At 27.9% G+C, this 17,079-nt stretch carries 19 protein-coding genes and 2 tRNA genes; 8 read left to right on the forward strand and 13 right to left on the reverse strand.

From position 1 onward, the window contains the following. The first annotated feature begins 12 nt into the window (after window positions 1–12). Entirely contained in the window at window positions 13–1,098 is a 1,086-nt protein-coding gene (truD, locus tag AVBRAN12642_RS00700; protein ID WP_336606840.1) for a tRNA pseudouridine(13) synthase TruD, read from the forward strand. Further along, window positions 1,095–2,081 carry a UDP-glucose 4-epimerase GalE gene (gene galE, locus AVBRAN12642_RS00705; RefSeq protein ID WP_239803387.1) on the forward strand — a complete coding sequence of 329 codons (987 nt, stop codon included), beginning with the start codon at window positions 1,095–1,097 and terminating at the stop codon, window positions 2,079–2,081. Before truD ends, galE begins: the two co-directional genes overlap by 4 nt. Before the next feature lie 323 nt (window positions 2,082–2,404). On the opposite strand, the gene AVBRAN12642_RS00710 is transcribed toward galE, so the two are convergent. From AVBRAN12642_RS00710 to AVBRAN12642_RS00750, 9 genes are read right to left on the reverse strand one after another with little or no spacing between them, the layout of a single operon-like run. Next, the gene (locus AVBRAN12642_RS00710; protein WP_336606841.1) at window positions 2,405–3,019 is read right to left on the reverse strand and encodes a YggS family pyridoxal phosphate-dependent enzyme; all 615 of its coding nucleotides are present in this window, start codon (window positions 3,017–3,019) and stop codon (window positions 2,405–2,407) included. A 4-nt stretch (window positions 3,020–3,023) separates the two neighbouring features. Next, complete coding sequence (locus AVBRAN12642_RS00715; protein ID WP_214115898.1) at window positions 3,024–4,250, reverse strand: RNA polymerase factor sigma-54; 1,227 nt, start codon at window positions 4,248–4,250, stop codon at window positions 3,024–3,026. Next, window positions 4,250–4,972 carry an LPS export ABC transporter ATP-binding protein gene (lptB, locus tag AVBRAN12642_RS00720; protein WP_214115900.1) on the reverse strand — a complete coding sequence of 241 codons (723 nt, stop codon included), beginning with the start codon at window positions 4,970–4,972 and terminating at the stop codon, window positions 4,250–4,252. Before lptB ends, AVBRAN12642_RS00715 begins: the two co-directional genes overlap by 1 nt. Then, window positions 4,959–5,357, reverse strand: coding sequence for a tRNA (adenosine(37)-N6)-threonylcarbamoyltransferase complex ATPase subunit type 1 TsaE (gene tsaE, locus AVBRAN12642_RS00725; RefSeq protein WP_336606842.1), 399 nt, complete (start codon window positions 5,355–5,357; stop codon window positions 4,959–4,961). The genes lptB and tsaE overlap by 14 nt, the downstream gene beginning before the upstream one ends. Further along, window positions 5,341–5,601 (reverse strand): RNA-binding S4 domain-containing protein, encoded by a 261-nt coding sequence (locus tag AVBRAN12642_RS00730; protein ID WP_214115905.1) that lies wholly within the window; start codon window positions 5,599–5,601, stop codon window positions 5,341–5,343. Before AVBRAN12642_RS00730 ends, tsaE begins: the two co-directional genes overlap by 17 nt. A gap of 35 nt (window positions 5,602–5,636) precedes the next feature. Beyond that, on the reverse strand, window positions 5,637–6,416 hold the full coding sequence (locus AVBRAN12642_RS00735; protein WP_336606843.1) for a DUF535 family protein: 780 nt from the start codon (window positions 6,414–6,416) through the stop codon (window positions 5,637–5,639). Continuing rightward, window positions 6,413–6,961, reverse strand: coding sequence for a DedA family protein (locus tag AVBRAN12642_RS00740; RefSeq protein WP_214120024.1), 549 nt, complete (start codon window positions 6,959–6,961; stop codon window positions 6,413–6,415). The genes AVBRAN12642_RS00735 and AVBRAN12642_RS00740 overlap by 4 nt, the downstream gene beginning before the upstream one ends. Then, complete coding sequence (gene rny / locus AVBRAN12642_RS00745; protein WP_214120025.1) at window positions 6,961–8,541, reverse strand: ribonuclease Y; 1,581 nt, start codon at window positions 8,539–8,541, stop codon at window positions 6,961–6,963. The genes AVBRAN12642_RS00740 and rny overlap by 1 nt, the downstream gene beginning before the upstream one ends. Next, on the reverse strand, window positions 8,528–9,082 hold the full coding sequence (locus tag AVBRAN12642_RS00750) for a 5-formyltetrahydrofolate cyclo-ligase (RefSeq protein WP_336607822.1): 555 nt from the start codon (window positions 9,080–9,082) through the stop codon (window positions 8,528–8,530). The genes rny and AVBRAN12642_RS00750 overlap by 14 nt, the downstream gene beginning before the upstream one ends. Before the next feature lie 45 nt (window positions 9,083–9,127). Between AVBRAN12642_RS00750 and AVBRAN12642_RS00755 the strand changes: the two genes are divergently transcribed. The 6 genes from AVBRAN12642_RS00755 to AVBRAN12642_RS00780 are packed head-to-tail and all read left to right on the forward strand — an operon-like array spanning window position 9,128 to window position 13,972. Next, window positions 9,128–9,703, forward strand: coding sequence for a TlpA family protein disulfide reductase (locus AVBRAN12642_RS00755; RefSeq protein ID WP_214115921.1), 576 nt, complete (start codon window positions 9,128–9,130; stop codon window positions 9,701–9,703). Further along, the gene (ftsY, locus tag AVBRAN12642_RS00760; RefSeq protein WP_214119726.1) at window positions 9,703–10,578 is read left to right on the forward strand and encodes a signal recognition particle-docking protein FtsY; all 876 of its coding nucleotides are present in this window, start codon (window positions 9,703–9,705) and stop codon (window positions 10,576–10,578) included. Before AVBRAN12642_RS00755 ends, ftsY begins: the two co-directional genes overlap by 1 nt. Beyond that, the gene (radA, locus tag AVBRAN12642_RS00765; RefSeq protein WP_336606845.1) at window positions 10,571–11,899 is read left to right on the forward strand and encodes a DNA repair protein RadA; all 1,329 of its coding nucleotides are present in this window, start codon (window positions 10,571–10,573) and stop codon (window positions 11,897–11,899) included. Before ftsY ends, radA begins: the two co-directional genes overlap by 8 nt. Window positions 11,900–11,901: 2 nt before the next feature. Continuing rightward, a complete protein-coding gene (locus AVBRAN12642_RS00770; RefSeq protein ID WP_336606846.1) occupies window positions 11,902–12,504 on the forward strand; it encodes a prepilin-type N-terminal cleavage/methylation domain-containing protein in 603 nt (200 codons plus the stop codon). Beyond that, complete coding sequence (locus tag AVBRAN12642_RS00775; RefSeq protein WP_336606847.1) at window positions 12,482–13,240, forward strand: pilus assembly FimT family protein; 759 nt, start codon at window positions 12,482–12,484, stop codon at window positions 13,238–13,240. The genes AVBRAN12642_RS00770 and AVBRAN12642_RS00775 overlap by 23 nt, the downstream gene beginning before the upstream one ends. A gap of 57 nt (window positions 13,241–13,297) precedes the next feature. After that, window positions 13,298–13,972: a hypothetical protein gene (locus AVBRAN12642_RS00780; protein ID WP_336606848.1), complete on the forward strand. Its 675-nt coding sequence runs from the start codon at window positions 13,298–13,300 to the stop codon at window positions 13,970–13,972. Window positions 13,973–13,998: 26 nt separating this feature from the next. Here AVBRAN12642_RS00780 and pepT read toward each other — a convergent pair whose 3' ends face one another. The 4 genes from pepT to AVBRAN12642_RS00800 all read right to left on the reverse strand — a co-directional run bounded on the left by pepT (window position 13,999) and on the right by AVBRAN12642_RS00800 (window position 17,072). After that, a complete protein-coding gene (gene pepT, locus AVBRAN12642_RS00785; protein WP_239803381.1) occupies window positions 13,999–15,201 on the reverse strand; it encodes a peptidase T in 1,203 nt (400 codons plus the stop codon). A gap of 2 nt (window positions 15,202–15,203) precedes the next feature. Beyond that, a complete protein-coding gene (locus tag AVBRAN12642_RS00790) occupies window positions 15,204–16,760 on the reverse strand; it encodes an AbgT family transporter (protein ID WP_239803380.1) in 1,557 nt (518 codons plus the stop codon). 146 nt (window positions 16,761–16,906) lie between these two features. Continuing rightward, window positions 16,907–16,991, reverse strand: a tRNA-Leu gene (locus tag AVBRAN12642_RS00795). Window positions 16,992–16,995: 4 nt separating this feature from the next. Further along, window positions 16,996–17,072, reverse strand: a tRNA-Arg gene (locus tag AVBRAN12642_RS00800). Window positions 17,073–17,079 lie beyond the last annotated feature (7 nt).

The following is a 17,079-nucleotide window of genomic DNA, read 5'->3' on the forward strand; positions in this document are numbered from 1 at the left end:
AAAGGATTTAATATGTATTTAAGAGCAAACACTCATTCAAAAATCAATGTTTATTTTTCAAAAAATTCTAGCGATTTCGTAGTGCGTGAAATACCATTATACGAATTTAGTGGCTCTGGAGAGCATTTGATTTTACATATACAAAAGAAAGATTTAAGCACAAATGAACTTTTAAAAGATTTAAGTGCAGCAACAGGAATTAAAGCAAAAGATTTTGGTTACGCAGGTCTTAAAGACAAGCAAGGACTTACATTTCAATACATTTCAATGCCTAAAAAATACGAGAAAGAATTAGCTAAATTTTCTCATGAAAAATGTAAAATTATTGATACTTTTTTACACAATAATAAATTAAAAATCGGACATTTAAAAGGTAATTCATTTTTTATAAGATTAAAAAAAGTTAATAAAATTGACGCCTTAAAGATTGAACAAATTTTTACAAATATTAAAGAAAATGGCTTTCCTAATTATTATGGCTATCAGCGTTTTGGCAAAGATAATGATAATGCAAAAACAGGCTTAGAAATATTAAAAAACGAATTAAAATTTAAAAATAATAAATTAAATAACTTTTTAATTTCTGCATTTCAAAGCGAATTATTCAATACATATTTATCAAAAAGAATAGAAATTTCAAGATTTAGCAATGATTTTTCTAAACAAGAATTATTAGCACTTTATAAGGATAAAACTTTAGTTGAAAATCTAAAAAAACAAGAGCAATTTTTTAAATTATTTGATAATGAAATATATGAGCATTATCCTTACGGCAAGGTATTTAATGAGAATTTAGAAAATGGTTTAAAAAGATTTTTAGCAAGAGATATTAGCCCTTCTGGATTGATACTAGGAAATAAACCTAAATTAAATGAAGGTTTTTTAGGCGAAATTGAAAATAGCATATATAAAGATTATTTTGATTTATTAAAAACTCAAAATGGTTCAAGAAGATATTTATGGACTTACACAAATGATGAAAAAATTAACTATAATGAAGAATTAGCACAACTTAGCCTTGAATTTAGCCTACAAAAAGGCTCATACGCAACAGTCGTGCTTGATGAAATAATACATTTAGAAAGGAATGAAGAATGATTTTAATTACAGGCGCAGCAGGTTATATTGGCTCAATTACAAGTTATCATTTTTTAAAGAATAATTATAAAGTTATAGGTATTGATAATATTAGCACTGGAAATGCAAGGGCTTTAGAAGTGTTAAATAAATTTGATAATTTTAAATTCTACGAAGGAAATTTTGGAAATTTAGAACTAATAGAACAAATAGTAACCAATAATAAAATAGATTGTGTAGTGCATTTTGCAGCTAATACTAGCGTATTTGAAAGCACGCAAAATCCATTAAAATATCATGATAATAATGTATCAAATATGATTAATTTATTAAAAATTTGTGAAAAATACGATATTAATAATTTTATTTTCTCAAGTTCTGCTGCAACTTATGGAGAACCAAAAACTAATGAATTAATCACAGAAGATACTCCAAAAAATCCTATAAATCCTTATGGTTTAACAAAACTAATAGGCGAATATATATTAAATGATTTATCAAATGCTAAGAAAGAATTTAATTTCATAGCATTAAGATACTTTAATGTTGCAGGAGCAAGCCTAATTGCACCTTTAGGTCAATTTAGTAAATCTAGCTTGCTTATAAAAATAGCTGCTGAATGTGCTGCTAATAAAAGAGATAAAATGTATTTATATGGTAATGATTATAATACCCCTGATGGAACTTGCGTAAGGGATTATATACACGTTGATGACTTGGCTATCGCACATATTGAAGCATTAAAATATTTAAAAAACCAAAAAACAAGTCAAGCCTTTAATGTTGGGTACTCAAAAGGAACTAGCGTAAAAGAAGTAATTGATATTATGAAAAAAATCAGTGGTAATGATTTTAAAGTAGAAATGGCAGATAGACGCACAGGAGATCCTAGCTCACTTGTAGCATCTAATAAAAAAATAACTTCTTTAACAGATTGGAAATATAGTAACGACAACCTTGAATTAATTTGCAAAAGCGCTTATGAATGGGAGTTAAAAATATAAACTCAATTCCTATTTTAAATTCAATACATTTTAAGAATTTAAAATAGGAGATAATACTTTAAAATAAAAAGCAAATTAATATTATATTGTTAATTTCAATATTTTAAATATAAAGATATTTTAGAACTTATATATATTTTATTTTGTATTTGTAATAAACAATATTTACGATATTAAAGATTTTGGAATTTAAAATCAAAACTTTATATAAAATTAAAAAAATAATATCTTAAAATAGCTCTTATTATTTAATAATATTTTATATAAAAATTAAGATAACTAAAACTATAAAAACTTATCTTATAAAATGAAAATTTATTTCATTATTTAAACAGTACACTGCCTAAGCGTATCATATTTGCTCCACTTTTAATAGCTATTTCATAATCACTACTCATACCCATAGAGCAAATCTTAGCTCCATCTTTTTTAAGCTCATCATAAATCTTATAACACAAATCAAAACTCTTAATAATTTGCTTAATATCATCGCTCATAGCACCTATACACATAACTCCTACAGGCTTTATGAATTTACAATTTTGTTTAATCGCTAAATACTCATCAATCGCTTTACTTGGATTAATACCAGCCTTGCTATCTTCGTTAGCCACATTTATCTCAAGCAATGTATCTAGCTCATAATCAAGTCTAGCATCAACATATTTTGCAAGGTCTAAATTAATGCAACTTTGCCACATAACAGGCTTTGTTTTTATAAGTAAATTAGCTTTGTTTTTTTGCAAATTTCCTATGAAATGCCAGTTAATATCACTTGATAATTCAGCCTTTTTTCTAGCTAAATCCTGCACTTTGTTTTCACCAAATTCAATTTGCCCTAATTTATGTAAAGCCATTATTTTCTCATCTGTTGTGTATTTACTAACCGCTATAATTCTTATATCTTTATATTTTTCTTTTAGTTCTAAATAAGTCATTTTTCTACCTTAATGAATATAATTTTTTTCTCTCGCTTGAGCTTGGAATATCTAGTAATTTTCTATATTTTGTGATAGTTCTTCTTACTATTTTTACATTAAATTCTTTTTCTATTTTTTCTAAAATTAATTGATCGCTTAAAGGTTTTAAGTGATTTTCATTTTTGATTAATTCGCTTACAAATTCTTTGATGGTTTTATTACTTGTGCCATCGTTTAATTCTGCTGCAAAAAAGTCTTTAATAGCTATTATCCCACGATTTGAGCTAATGTATTTATTAGCTATTGCACGGCTAATTGTGCTAGTATTTCTATCAAGTTCAGTTGCTAAATCCTGCATTTTTAATGGCTTAATATCTCCACCTAAAAAATAATCATATTGATATTCAACTATCATTAAGGCGAGTTTTTTTAAAGTCGCCTTTCTCATCTCTAAAGCATCTACTAAATTTTTAGCATTTTTTACTTGTTCTTTTAACTCTTTATAGTCTTGAATTTCAATCTGCGGATAATAATCATCATTGATAATTATTTCTAATTTTCCATTCTCATTTAAAATATAAATATCAGGAATAATCTCTTTGCTATCTTCTAAATCATCAATAAAAGGCGGTAGATTAAAGCTTTTTATAATTCTTATTGCGTCTTTATATAAAGGATTTTTAGTATATTTTGATAAATTATCCAAATCATTTATAAGCTTTTTACATAATAAAAATAATTCATTTTCTAAATTCGCATTCAATAAGCAAAACTCTAAAGCTTCAATATAATTAATCGCACCAACTCCTAAAGGCTCAAGGTAGCAAAATCTCTTTCTAACTTTTTCTATATCTTCTAATAAATATCCTAAACAAATATTTTCATCATATACAAAATATCCATTCTCATCAAGGCAACTTATAATAATTCTTGCAATTTCTTGAGATTTTTGAGTAGGAAATAAAGTCTTATTAAGCTGTAATTCTAAATCATCATATATGCTTTTTTTAGCGATATTTAATTCTTCAATCAAACCACCGCCTTTAGAATATAATTGTCTTATACTTTTGTTAGATTTTTTATCATTTATTTCTTTTTTTGAGCTAATTTTTATGCAAGGATTATCTTTTGCTAGATTATTTACTTCATCTTCTAAATCATCACTACTAGCTTGAAGCAGTGGCAACCAGCTTCTAAGGGTTTGAGATAATTTTGGCTTTTGGCTTACTTGCTGACGGACTTTTAACATTATAAAGAAAAGTTTTTACCTAAATATTTGCTTTTTACTATTTCATTATTTGCAATTTCTTTAGCACTTCCACTAGCTAAAATACTGCCACTATCTAAAACATAAGCTTTATCACAAATTCTAAGGGTTTCACGGACATTATGGTCAGTAATTAATACGCCTATATTTAAATCTTTTAAATCCTTAATAATGCTTTGAACATCATTAATACTTTTTGGATCAACCCCAGCAAAAGGCTCATCAAGTAATAAAAACTTAGGCTCTAAAACTAAAGCTCTAGCTATTTCTAATCTACGACGCTCCCCACCGCTAAGACTTTTTGCAAGGCGGTCTTTTCTATCATAAATCTTTAAAAGATTTAATTTTTCTTCTATTAATTCATCTATATTTTTAAGCCCTTTAAGTTCTGCTGCAATTTGCATATTTTCCCAAACACTTAAATCTTTTAAAACACTTGAATCTTGTGGTAAATAACCAATGCCTAGAATTGCGCGTTTATGAAGTGGCTCGTTAGTAATATTTAAATCATCTAAAAAAATATCCCCAGCACTAGGACTAACAAGTCCGCAAATCATATAAAATGTAGTAGTTTTTCCTGCACCATTACTTCCAAATAATCCTACTATTTGAGAATTATCCATACTAATATCTACATTTTTTATAATTTCTATATTTTTTATACTTTTTTTTAGACCACACGCTTTTAAATTAACTAAACTCATAAAGCCTACCTTCATTATTAGTGCTAATTTTTACAATCTTGTATTCAAGTGCAAATTGCTCTAATATTTTTATAAAATCATCATCAGCCCATTCAATTAAATGAAGACCATCATTAAACAAATTCTCAAACAAACCATTTTCTATAAAAGCTTTTGTTCCTTTTTGATAAATATCATAATGATAAATCGTATTAGTATCGTTTTTATAAGTATTTAATACACTAAAAGTTGGAGAAATTGCTTTTTGATTTAATTTTTTATTTGCTATTTTATTTACTAAAGTAGTCTTGCCACTAGCTAAATCGCCTTGTAATAAATAAATCCCATTATCACCAAACTCATTTACCACTAAATCTAAATTATCTAAATTAGCCTTGATTATCATCTAGTTTTTCCACATATTCATTTGATTTTGCTTTAGCTACATTTTTAGTTGTAGGTAAAGCTAATACCTTAAATCTGATTTGCTCGTTTAAAAGATTTAGACTTATAATATCGCCAACTTTTACTTCTTTACTAGGTTTAACAACATTTCCATTTATACAAATTACGCCGTTTTTACACATATCAAGTGAAATTGAACGGCGTTTTGTGATATTTACTGCATTTAAAAATTTATCTACTCTCATAAAGAGCATTTTAGCTAGTTAGGAATAATTATTGCTTACAATTTAATCGTTTTTAAGAACTCAAATCTTTTTTTATACATTGAGCGTTTTTTTGATGGTATTTCTTCTAAATCTTTTTGCAAATATTCTAATACATAAAATGATTTTTCTTCTTTAATAATTTTTGTATTTTCTTGCCATATTTCATCATAATTTGGTATTACAAATACTCTTCCATCTCTTTTTCTATTGCGTTTAAATCTTGATACTAAAAATCTATCCTTTACTCCGCAAACTTTATTTATACCTAAAAACTCAGCAAAAATAAAAGCAAAAAATATAATAAAATTAAGCGGTCTTAAACCAAAATAAACTTTAGTAAATTCTTTTATCTCATCTTTAGTATTTAAATTACCCTGTAAGGCCGTGATTAATAAAGCATCATTTAATAAAACAAAACTTAAAGAATATAAAAGCTCATTTTTATAATGCAAATGAATTGTAAAAAGTCCTTCGCTAATTACTTTAGGATTTGAGCTAAGCGTAATTTTTAAATCAAATTCATTAAAAATAATCTCATCATTACTTAAAATATCCGAAAATCTATTTGTAATAATTTCTAAATCCCTTTTAAAACATTCATTTGAATATTCAAAAGTAAAATTAGTAGCCCCGTATTTTTTGCATAACATATCATTGTGATATTTTAAATTCTCGCTAAATTTATTAGATAATTTCGGATAATCTAGTAGAATTTGATTTAGGAATTTATGATTTTTAAAATGAATTATCTTTCTTAAAAAAAATCTAATATTTAATAATTTCTTAGTTTTCATTTCTTCGCTTTTATTTTTAAATATGTGAAAATTACAATCAATAAAACAAGTAAAATAATTGGCATATAAGATGAATATTCATCAAAAGTTTTAGCCAAACTATCTCCTAAATAAAACGCAGCATAAAACACCACAACAGCCCAAACAAAACAAGAAATTAAATTATAAATACTAAATCTAAAAAAGCTTAATTTTGAAATCTCAGCTGCTATTGGACCTAAGGTTTTAAGCCCATAAACAAACTTACAAACTAAAGTAAAAATAAAGCCATTTTTTCTAAATAAAACTACTAAAAGAGCTAGTTTTCTTTTATGCTTTACAAGATGTTTTTGAAAGTCTTTTTTACTAGCTCTAGTAAAATAAAATAAAGCTGACGAGCCTAAAAAATTACCCACAAAAGCTACTAAAATACTAATATAAGGATTTACATTATAAGCACTTGCAAACACTCCTAAGGCAAGCAGTGCTAACATACCGCCGCCTAAAGAGTATAAAAATACTAAAATATATCCGTATTCTACAAATTTTTCTATAAATTCTTGCATTATTTCGCTAGCTCCACAGCTCTAGTTTCACGGATAACATTTACTTTAATTTCTCCTGGAAATTGTAAGCTACTTGTTATTTCACTAGCTATTTCTTTAGCTAAAAGAACACTTTCATCATCATTAATTAGCTTAGCATTTACAATAACTCTAATTTCACGACCAGCATTAATTGCATAAGCTTTTTTAACTTGAGAATGTTGTTTTGCAATAGCTTCAAGCTCACTAACACGCTTTAAAAACGCTTCTAAAACTTCTCTTCTAGCACCTGGTCTTGCCGCACTTAAAACATCAGCTGTGCAAACTGCAGCAGCTTCAATACTTAGAGCATCTTCATGCCCATGGTGAGCAAAAATAGCGTTTAATACCACAGGATGCTCTTTGTGCCTTTCACAAACCATAGCACCTAAATCAACATGGCTACCTTCATATTCGTGAGTTAAAGCCTTGCCAATATCATGTAAAATTCCAGCACGCCTTGCAAGTCTTGTATTACCACCACATTCAGCTGCGATAATTCCTGCTAAATGTGCAACTTCTAAGCTATGTGCTAATGCGTTTTGTCCGTAACTTGCACGATATTTTAAACGGCCAATTAATTTTACTAATTCAGGAGCCATTTTTGTAAGTCCTAAATCCATTATGATATTTTGACCTTCATTAAACATTTCTTCTTCAAATTCTTTTGAAACTCTTTCGTGTAATTCTTCAATTCTAGCTGGCTGAATTCTTCCATCATCTATTAACAAATCAATTACTTTTTTAGCAATTGCACGGCGTAAAACATTAAATGAGCTAATAATAATTGCGTTTGGAGTATCATCAATAATTACATCAACACCTAAAACCATTTCAAGTGTTTTTATATTTCTTCCTTCTTTACCTATAATTCTTCCTTTTAAATCATCGCTTTTAAGATTTATTACGCTAATTAATCTCTCACTTGCATATTCACCTGCAAATCTAGTAGTAGCTTGTGCTAGGATATATCCTGCTTTTGCTTTTGCTTGAGATTTTGCTTCTTCTTCGCATTTTCTTACGATATGAGCGATTTCATCTCTTGCATCTTCTTTAGCTTGATTTATTACTAATTCTCTTGCTTCGCTTTGAGTTAAACCACTTATATTTTCAATACTGCTTAATAATTCTTGCATTTTTGCTTCGCAAGATTTTTTAAGTATATTTGCTTCTTCCATCAATTCATTTGCAGCTTGCTCGCTTTTTACAATACTTGCTTTAAATTCATCTAATTTTTGTTCGTTTATTGCTAGAATTTGCTCTTTTTTCTCAATTTCTAGAATTTTCTTATCGTGTTCTTTTTGAAGTTCTAAAATCTTTTCATCATAAGATTTTTTATAACTCAACTCAATCTTACCCTCACTTGCTTTGGCATTTTCTAGAACTTTATCAGCATTTCTTAGTATTTTTTCAGCTTCATATTCAATCACTTTTGCTTTTGCTTTTGCTTGTTCTTCGTGAATTTTAAAATGAGCTTCGTGTATTCTTTTGGCTACTAAAACTCCTAATGCTCCTCCTAGAATAAATACCGCTAATAACGATATAATTTCAACTAATGTCATAACTTCTCTTTCTTTTTATTGTTTTACCATTTGCGATATAAAAATCGCCTTGAATATCCGATTTTAAACAAATTTTGTTTTTAGTAACGGATTTTATATTTTGAATAAAAATAATTAATAAATCATAATCAATTTTAGAAAAAGTTCTATCGTAAAATCCTTTGCCAAAACCTACTCTTCTAAAATCCTTATCAATTCCTAAAACAGGTATAATTGCAATATCAATTTTAATATTTTCAATCTTACTTGAGCTTTCTTTTATTTTAAATCTAACTTCACTTAATGGAAACCTTAATTTATTAAAAGCCAAACTATTATCACTAAGCATTTTTGGAATATAAATATTGAATTTTTTACATAAAAATCTTTTGTATTTATATAAATTTATTTCTTTATCTTTTGCAATATAAATTAAAAGATTTAATTTTTTATTTGTTTTAACTTTAGATATTATTTTTAAAATAGCTCTAAAACTTCCGTAATTTTTACAAAATTTATAATTTTCTTTATGAAATTTTTCTCTTATTAACTTTTTATCCATAATCTAACCTAAAAAATTTATAAGCATATTACATAAGGAATTAAAATGAAAGCTATATTGCTAAGCGTTGCTTTATTGTTTTTTACCGCTTGTTTTGATAAGAAAGAAGATAAAAAAGAAGAAGAAAGCGAACAAATTACTCAAGTTGAAGTTAAAAAAGAACCTGATTTTAATAGACTAATTAAATTCTCTTTAAAATTTTATAATAGCGATGAGATTTTTGAAATTAAAAGAATTAATAATGATAATAAAGACTTAGAATTTACTTCAAATGATAAAATTATATTATTTAATTTCTTTACTACTTGGTGCCCACCTTGCAAGGCTGAAATTCCACACTTAAATGATTTAGCATTAAAATATAAAGATAGATTAAGAGTTATTGGTGTTTTATTAGAAGATAAAAGTGATGAAGAAATAGCTAAATTTATTAAGGATAATGGTATTAGCTATGATATTGTTACAGGTGATAATAATTACACATTTTTAAAAGTTTTAGGAGAAATTAACGGCATTCCATATATTGCTTTATACGACCAAAATGGTAAAAACATAAACAACTATCTAGGTGCAGTTTATGAAGAAATGCTTGATATTGATATTCAAAAGGTTATGAAATAATGTTAGATTTTTTAAAAAAAGGCTTAGCAAAAACACTTGAAGCTATAAATCAAGTAAAACCAAAAAACGAAAAAATAAGTAAAGATTTATTAGAAGAAATGCTAGTAAATGCTGATATTACTTATGAAATAGTAGAAGAGATTTTATACTACTTACCACCTAAAGATATAGTTGAAAGAGCAGATTTAGAAAGAGTAATGAGCTCATATTTTATGTATGAAAATCCTAATTCAAATTCTAATGATAAACCATTTGTAGAATTGATATTAGGTGTAAATGGAGTAGGAAAGACTACAACCATAGGAAAATTAAGTAATTTTTATAAAAATCAAGGCAAAAAAGTTTTACTAGGAGCTTGTGATACTTTTAGAGCAGGTGCAATTATGCAACTTGAACTTTGGGCTAGTAAGAATAATTGCGATATTGTAAGCACTAAACAAGGGCATGACCCAAGTGCAGTTGCTTTTGATACCATTACAAAAGCACTTAGCAAAGGTTATGATAATGTGATTATTGATACAGCAGGAAGATTAGAAAATAAAAAAAATCTAGCAAATGAACTAGAAAAAATAATAAGAATTTCATCTCGTGCTTATGAAAACGCTCCACATAGAAAAATTCTAGTCCTAGATGCAACTCAAGGAAATAGTGGTATTAATCAAGCAAAAGTTTTTAATGATTTAGTAAAGCTTGATGGAGTAATTATTACCAAACTTGATGGAACAAGTAAGGGTGGTTCATTATTTGCAATTGCAAGAGAATTAGAACTACCAATTTTATATTTTGGATATGGAGAAGGTGCAAATGATATTGCTCCTTTTAAAGCAAATGAATATTTAAAGGTTCTTTTAGACGGAATTTTTAACAATGGCTAAGAAAAAATCAAGCCTTTATGAATGCCAAGCTTGTGGTAATCAGCAAATTAGATTTTTAGGCAAATGCCCTGAATGTGGGGCATTTAATTCATATTTAGAATTAAATCAAACTCAAATTGAAGTATTAAAAAACGAAATAAAACCAAATTCAAATAAAGCAGTTAGTATTAAAGAAGTTTTAATTGAGCAAGTTGATAGATTTTCAACTTATGATAAAGAGCTTGATTTGGTTTTAGGTGGTGGGCTTGTTGTAGGCTCATTAGTTTTACTAGGTGGCTCTCCTGGTGTTGGAAAATCAACTTTACTCTTAAAAACCGCTGCAAACTTAGCAAAAAATGGCAAAAAAGTCCTTTATGTTAGTGCTGAAGAGAGTAAAAGTCAAATAAAACTTCGTGCAAATAGATTAAATGCTAATGAAGATAATTTGTTTTTACTTACAGAACTTTGTTTTGAAAATATTAAAAATGAAGTTTTAAGCAATAATTATGAAGTCTTAATTATAGATAGTATTCAAACTATTTATTCAGAAAATATAAGTTCATGTGCTGGTTCAATCACTCAAGTAAGAGAGCTTACATTTGAGCTAATGAAACTAAGCAAAAGCAATAATATTAGCACATTTATAATAGGACATATCACTAAAGAAGGCTCAATTGCAGGACCTAGAGTGCTTGAGCATATGGTTGATGTGGTGCTTTATTTTGAAGGTGATGCTAGTAAGGAATTAAGAATTTTAAGGGGATTTAAAAATCGTTTCGGAAGCACTAGCGAAATAGGCATTTGGCAAATGAGCGAAAATGGACTTATAAGTGCAAACAATATTAAAACTAGATTTGTAGGTAAAAATCACGCAGGAAGTGCTTTAACTATTATTTTAGAAGGTAGCAGAGCAATTACTCTTGAAGTTCAGGCTTTAGTATGCGAAAGTGCATATCCTAAAAGAAGTGCAACCGGATTTGATAGAAATAGACTTGATATGATTTTAGCCTTGCTTGAGAGAAAATTAGAAATTCCACTTGCAAGATATGATGTATTTATAAATATTAGCGGTGGGATAAAAGTTAGTGAAACTGCTGCTGATTTAGCAGTTGCAGCTGCTATAATATCTAGCTTTAAAAATAGAGTTTTAAGCAATGAGAGTGTATTTATTGGAGAGCTTAGTTTAAATGGTGGAATTTGCGAAGTTTTCAGCCTTGATATTAGACTTAATGAAGCAAAAAATCAAGGTTTTAAAAATGCTATAATTCCAAATAAAAGTAATTTTAAAGGTATTAAATGCTTTGTAGCTAATGAGTTAGCTCAAGTTTTAGAATGGATGTAAGTATGAAAAAAGCTTTTACTATGATTGAATTATTAGTTGTTATGGTTGTTGGTGCTATACTTAGCGCGGTTGCTGTTTCTAAAATACACACAAGTGAATTAATAGATGCTGCTAGAAGTATTGCAAACGATATTAGATATACAAAAATTCTAGCGTTAGGAGATGACGCTTATGATGGAACAAATGGTTATCATAATAAATATTATCGCTTTACAATAGCTTCTAATAAGATTTATAAAATTAGTAAAACCGAATACAACACAAAAGGAAGTACGCCTGTTTTAGCAGAATATGCTGAAGATTTTTTAAATCCTGATAAAAGAATATGTGATTTTGAAAACAATGAAAATTGTGCTACAAGAACAGCTATTCTTAAAATTAAAAAATACAATATAACATTTACCCCAACTACACCAACAACAACTCCTGCTAGCGGTCTAACACCTACGGATACTATTATATTTAATGAATTAGGAGAGCCTTTAAACTTTAATCAAAATCCAAGTGGATTTAAAATAGAAATTTCAAAAGGTAGTGATATAGCTTGTATTTATGTAGAGAAATATTCTGGATTCGTACATATTGACAAAGCTGCGTGCAAATAAGCGTGGCTTTACTTTAATTGAATTAGTTTTAGTTTTAGTTGTAGCTGGAATACTCTCAAGTATAGCAATATCAAAAATCAATTCAAATTCTTTAATCCTAGCAGCTAGGAGTTTATCTCAAGATATTTATATACTTCGTGATTTAGCACTAAATTACGATGTATATGATTATACGACAAATTACGATAAATCATATTGGCAAATATATTTTCATTGTGTAGCAAATACAAAAACTTCATATAACAAATACAAATGCAATCATCAAGAATTTGGATATAGTATTTTTAGCGATAGCATAGGTTCTAGCTCATCAAATCCAGATGCAAATGAATTAGCAAAAGATTTATTTGATAAAACAAAACTAATTGGAGCTAGATATGCAGGAATAAGCGTAGATGATAATTTGCTTACAACAAGGACAAATCTTACAAAAAGCTTTGGAATAACTAAAATTGATGTATTTTATAATCTAAATAATAAATACAAAAAAACTCATAGAATAATGGTAAATGAATTAGGAGAATTATTTTCAAGTTCATATACTAATAAAACAAAAACTTATAATCTAATAAAAGCTAATTCATATATTATTAGACTAAGCAAATCAACTAATATAGACCAAAATAACTCAATATGTATTGTAATAAATAATATAGGTTTTATAACAATTCCTAAAAATAATAACGGACAACTTATTTCTAATATCAAAAAGCCTATATATTGTCATAATTTATAAATTACTAAAATATAAAAATACAAATATAGAATTAACATTTTTTAAAAAGGAGATAATATGAAAAAAATTTTATCAACACTAATATGTGTAATCAGCCTAAACGCACAAAACTTCGTAGGTGCTGATTTTATGGTAGGAAAAGCTAAAGATTACGGGCTTAATTTAAGCGATAATGGTATTTATCAAGGAAGAATTTTTATAAATTCTTATAAACTTAGTAATTATGATAATGATTTTATTTTTGGTGCAGATTTAAGCATTCACGACTTTGATTCAGAATATAAAAATAATATAGAAAGTGGCAAAATTTCAAGCACTTATACTGCTGTTAATGTATTAGGTGGTATTGGATTTTTTAATAATAATGTAGGAGTTAAATCAGGCTTTAATATCTTAGGTGGCTTAGGTCATGAAAAAATCAAAAGCAAAACTAATACTAAAAATTTAGTAGCTAATACTAATTTAATCAAATTAGGAGCTAGCACTATGAATATTTTTGATGAAGGATTAGTTGTTGAAGCTAGTGCTTTTGCAAAATTTTATTTAGATAATAAAAGAGATAAATTATTTAACGAGCAACAAAAAAGACTAAATTATGAAGCAAATCTTATGCTAGGTTATAAATTCACTCGCAATTTAGACGGCTTTTATGCAGGAATTAAAGCAAGTTATACAAATGATGTAATAGCTAAAGGTATTAGATACGGAGTTAATTTAGGATATAGCTTTTAAGAATTTAAAACTAGGAATTAAAATTCCTAGTTTGAATATATTTTTACTAAATTAAGTGCTACTTCATAAGATTTTTCAAGTGATTTAACAGGTAAAAACTCAAATCTTGAATGAAAATTATGTGCTCCTGTGAAAAAATTCGGGGTAAAAAGACCCTTTACACTCAACGCACTTCCATCAGTCCCACCACGCATAGCAATTGTATTTGCTTTAATATTTGATAATTCAAAAGCTTTATATAATTTATCTAAACTATCTTTATTATCATCATTTAAAGCATCTTTTAGATTGTAATAAGTATCGCTCATTTCTAGTTTAAAACTAGCTTTTTTATATTTATTTTGCATAAAATCAACGCAAGTTTTAATGTATTCTTTTTTCTCTTCAAACTTAGTTTTATCGTGGTCTCTTATATTTAAACACACACTAGCTTCGTTTTGATTTGAGTGCATTTCATTTATCCAAATATATCCATCTTTATCTTTAGTATTTTCAGGAGTTTGCAATCTATCAAAAAGATTTATAAACTCATTTGCTAATAAAGTTGGATTTAGCATTATTTTATAAGCATTCATTGGGTGTGCTGATACACCTATTATATTAAGCTTTGCACTTGCTGCATTAAATGTCTCATACATTAATTCCCCAACCTCACAACAATCAATAGTATAAGGATGAGTTGTCCTAAAATCATCTAAATTAAGCTGCTTTGAGCCTAAAAGCCCTATTTCTTCATCTGGCACAAAAGCTAAAAATATATCAGGATGATTAATATCACTATTTTTAAGAGTTTTAATTAAGTTTATAATAACAGCAATTGCAGCCTTATTATCAGCCCCTAAAACAGATGAGCCATCGCTAAAAATAATGTCTTCATTTAAATACTTCATAATTTCAGGGTGTTTAGAAATCTCTAAAACCGCTTTACCTAAATCTAAATCCTTACCTTCAAATCTTAAAATCTTAGGATTTACACAAGGACTAAGCCCAACATCAATAGTATCAAGATGAGCTACAAAACCTAAGCTAGTCTTAGTTTTATCACCAGCTAAAAGTGCGGTTAAAATACCATTATCATTTAGCTTAATTTCGCTAAGTCCTAAATTCTCTAGCTCACTTTTTAATAATTTCGCTAATTGCAACTGCCCTTCGCTAGTAGGAGTATTACTCTTACTAGCGTCGCTTTGAGATGAGATTTTTACATATTTTATAAAGTCTTCTACCAACATATCTAACCTTTAAAATTATAAACATAAGTAGTATCAAATCCTAATGGAAGACCTAAAGCCCAGAATATAAATAAACTACCAACTAAAGCTATCCATAAAGCAATACCAAATGGAAGCATTAATGAACTAAGTGTTCCAACCCCTGTTTTTTTATAATATTTTTGACAATAACCAATCACTAATGGATAAAATGGAAACATAGGTGTCATAACATTTACCGCACTATCACTCGTCCTATATGCTGCTTGAGTAAGTTCAGGACTAATTCCAAGTAACATTAACATAGGAACAAAAATAACGCTTAATATAGCCCATTTTGATGTAGCTGATGTAACAAAAATATTTAAAAAGCTTGTAAATATAATCACTCCTAAAACGGTGAAAACTGAAGGCATATTCATACTCTTTAAAAACTCAGCTCCTGAAATTGCTAATAGAGTTGAAAGATTTGAAGTATTAAATACATATAAAAACTGCCCGCATACGAAACAAAATACTATAAAAGTAGTAAGAGTATTTAAACTACTTGCAGCCATTTTTGATAAATCACTTGAAGTTTTTATAGAGCCACTAATTTTTCCATATACATATCCTGGAATTGCTAAGAATAAAAATACTAATGGAACAATAGCTTTCATTAAAGCTGCATCAGCACTAGTAAGTGAGCCATTAGCACCACGCATAACCGAATCATCTGGAATTGATACAGCAAATAATAATAAAGCCATAAATATAAATGTTAAAGTTGCTCCCCAATAAGCTTTATTTTCTTGTGAGCTTAATTTCTCATTTTCTAAATGAGCGATTTTGCAATCACTATCAATAGGCATAGTTTTATTTAGCATAGGCTCAATAATTTTTGAGCTAACAAACCAACAAGCAGCAATTACGCTAAAAGTTGAAAAAATACTTAAAAAATAATTACACAATACATTTACGCTTATTTCTGGGTCAATTGTCCTTGCTGCTTTTTGAGTAAATTCTTGCATTAACGGATCAACTACACTTGGAATATAACTAGCACTAAACCCACCTGCAAGTGCAGCAAATGAAGTAGTAATTCCAGCTATTGGATGGCGACCTGCACTATAATACATAGCAGCTGCAATTGGCATTAAAAATACATAAGCACTATCTGATACTATATGGCAAAATATAGAAATTAATATAACCACAGGAACAACAATGCTTTTTGGAACTATTCCTATCATTTTAATTAGTAATGCTCTAATATAACCACTGCCTTCTGCAATACTAACTCCTAAAGTAGCAACTAAAACTAATTGTAAAGCAGGAAAAGTTATAAAATTAACGCCTAATCTAACTATTAGTTCAGTTAAATTATGAATTTCAAACATATTTTTAACTACAATTTTTTCATGACTAACTGGATGAATGTAAGAAAAATCAATAAAACTTAATGCAAAACTTAAAATCATCACAATAAAAAATGCAATTAAAAAAAGAATTGTAATATCAGGTAATTTGTTTCCTAATACTTCAATTTTGTGTAAGATTTTTTCAAATCCATTTCGTTTGATTTGCTGGTTTTCTACCATTAAGGCTCCTTTTTGATAAAATAAAAGGACTTATGTTACAATAAAATCAGATTTTAAGCAAAGAAAATTAGCACTTTTATGTGTTAATGTAACTTTTCGTAACAAATATTAAAAAGGTGATTAAAAAAGATAAATAAAGTGATAAGTGGTGCGGATGAGAGGACTTGAACCTCCACGCATTGCTGCACCAGATCCTAAGTCTGGCGTGTCTGCCAATTTCACCACATCCGCTAAGTGGTACGCCCAAGAGGATTCGAACCTCTGACCTACGGCTTAGAAGGCCGTTGCTCTATCCAGCTGAGCTATGAACGCACACTAA

It is taken from the genome of Campylobacter sp. RM12642 (assembly GCF_020137635.1).
Taxonomy (GTDB): Bacteria; Campylobacterota; Campylobacteria; order Campylobacterales; family Campylobacteraceae; genus Campylobacter_E.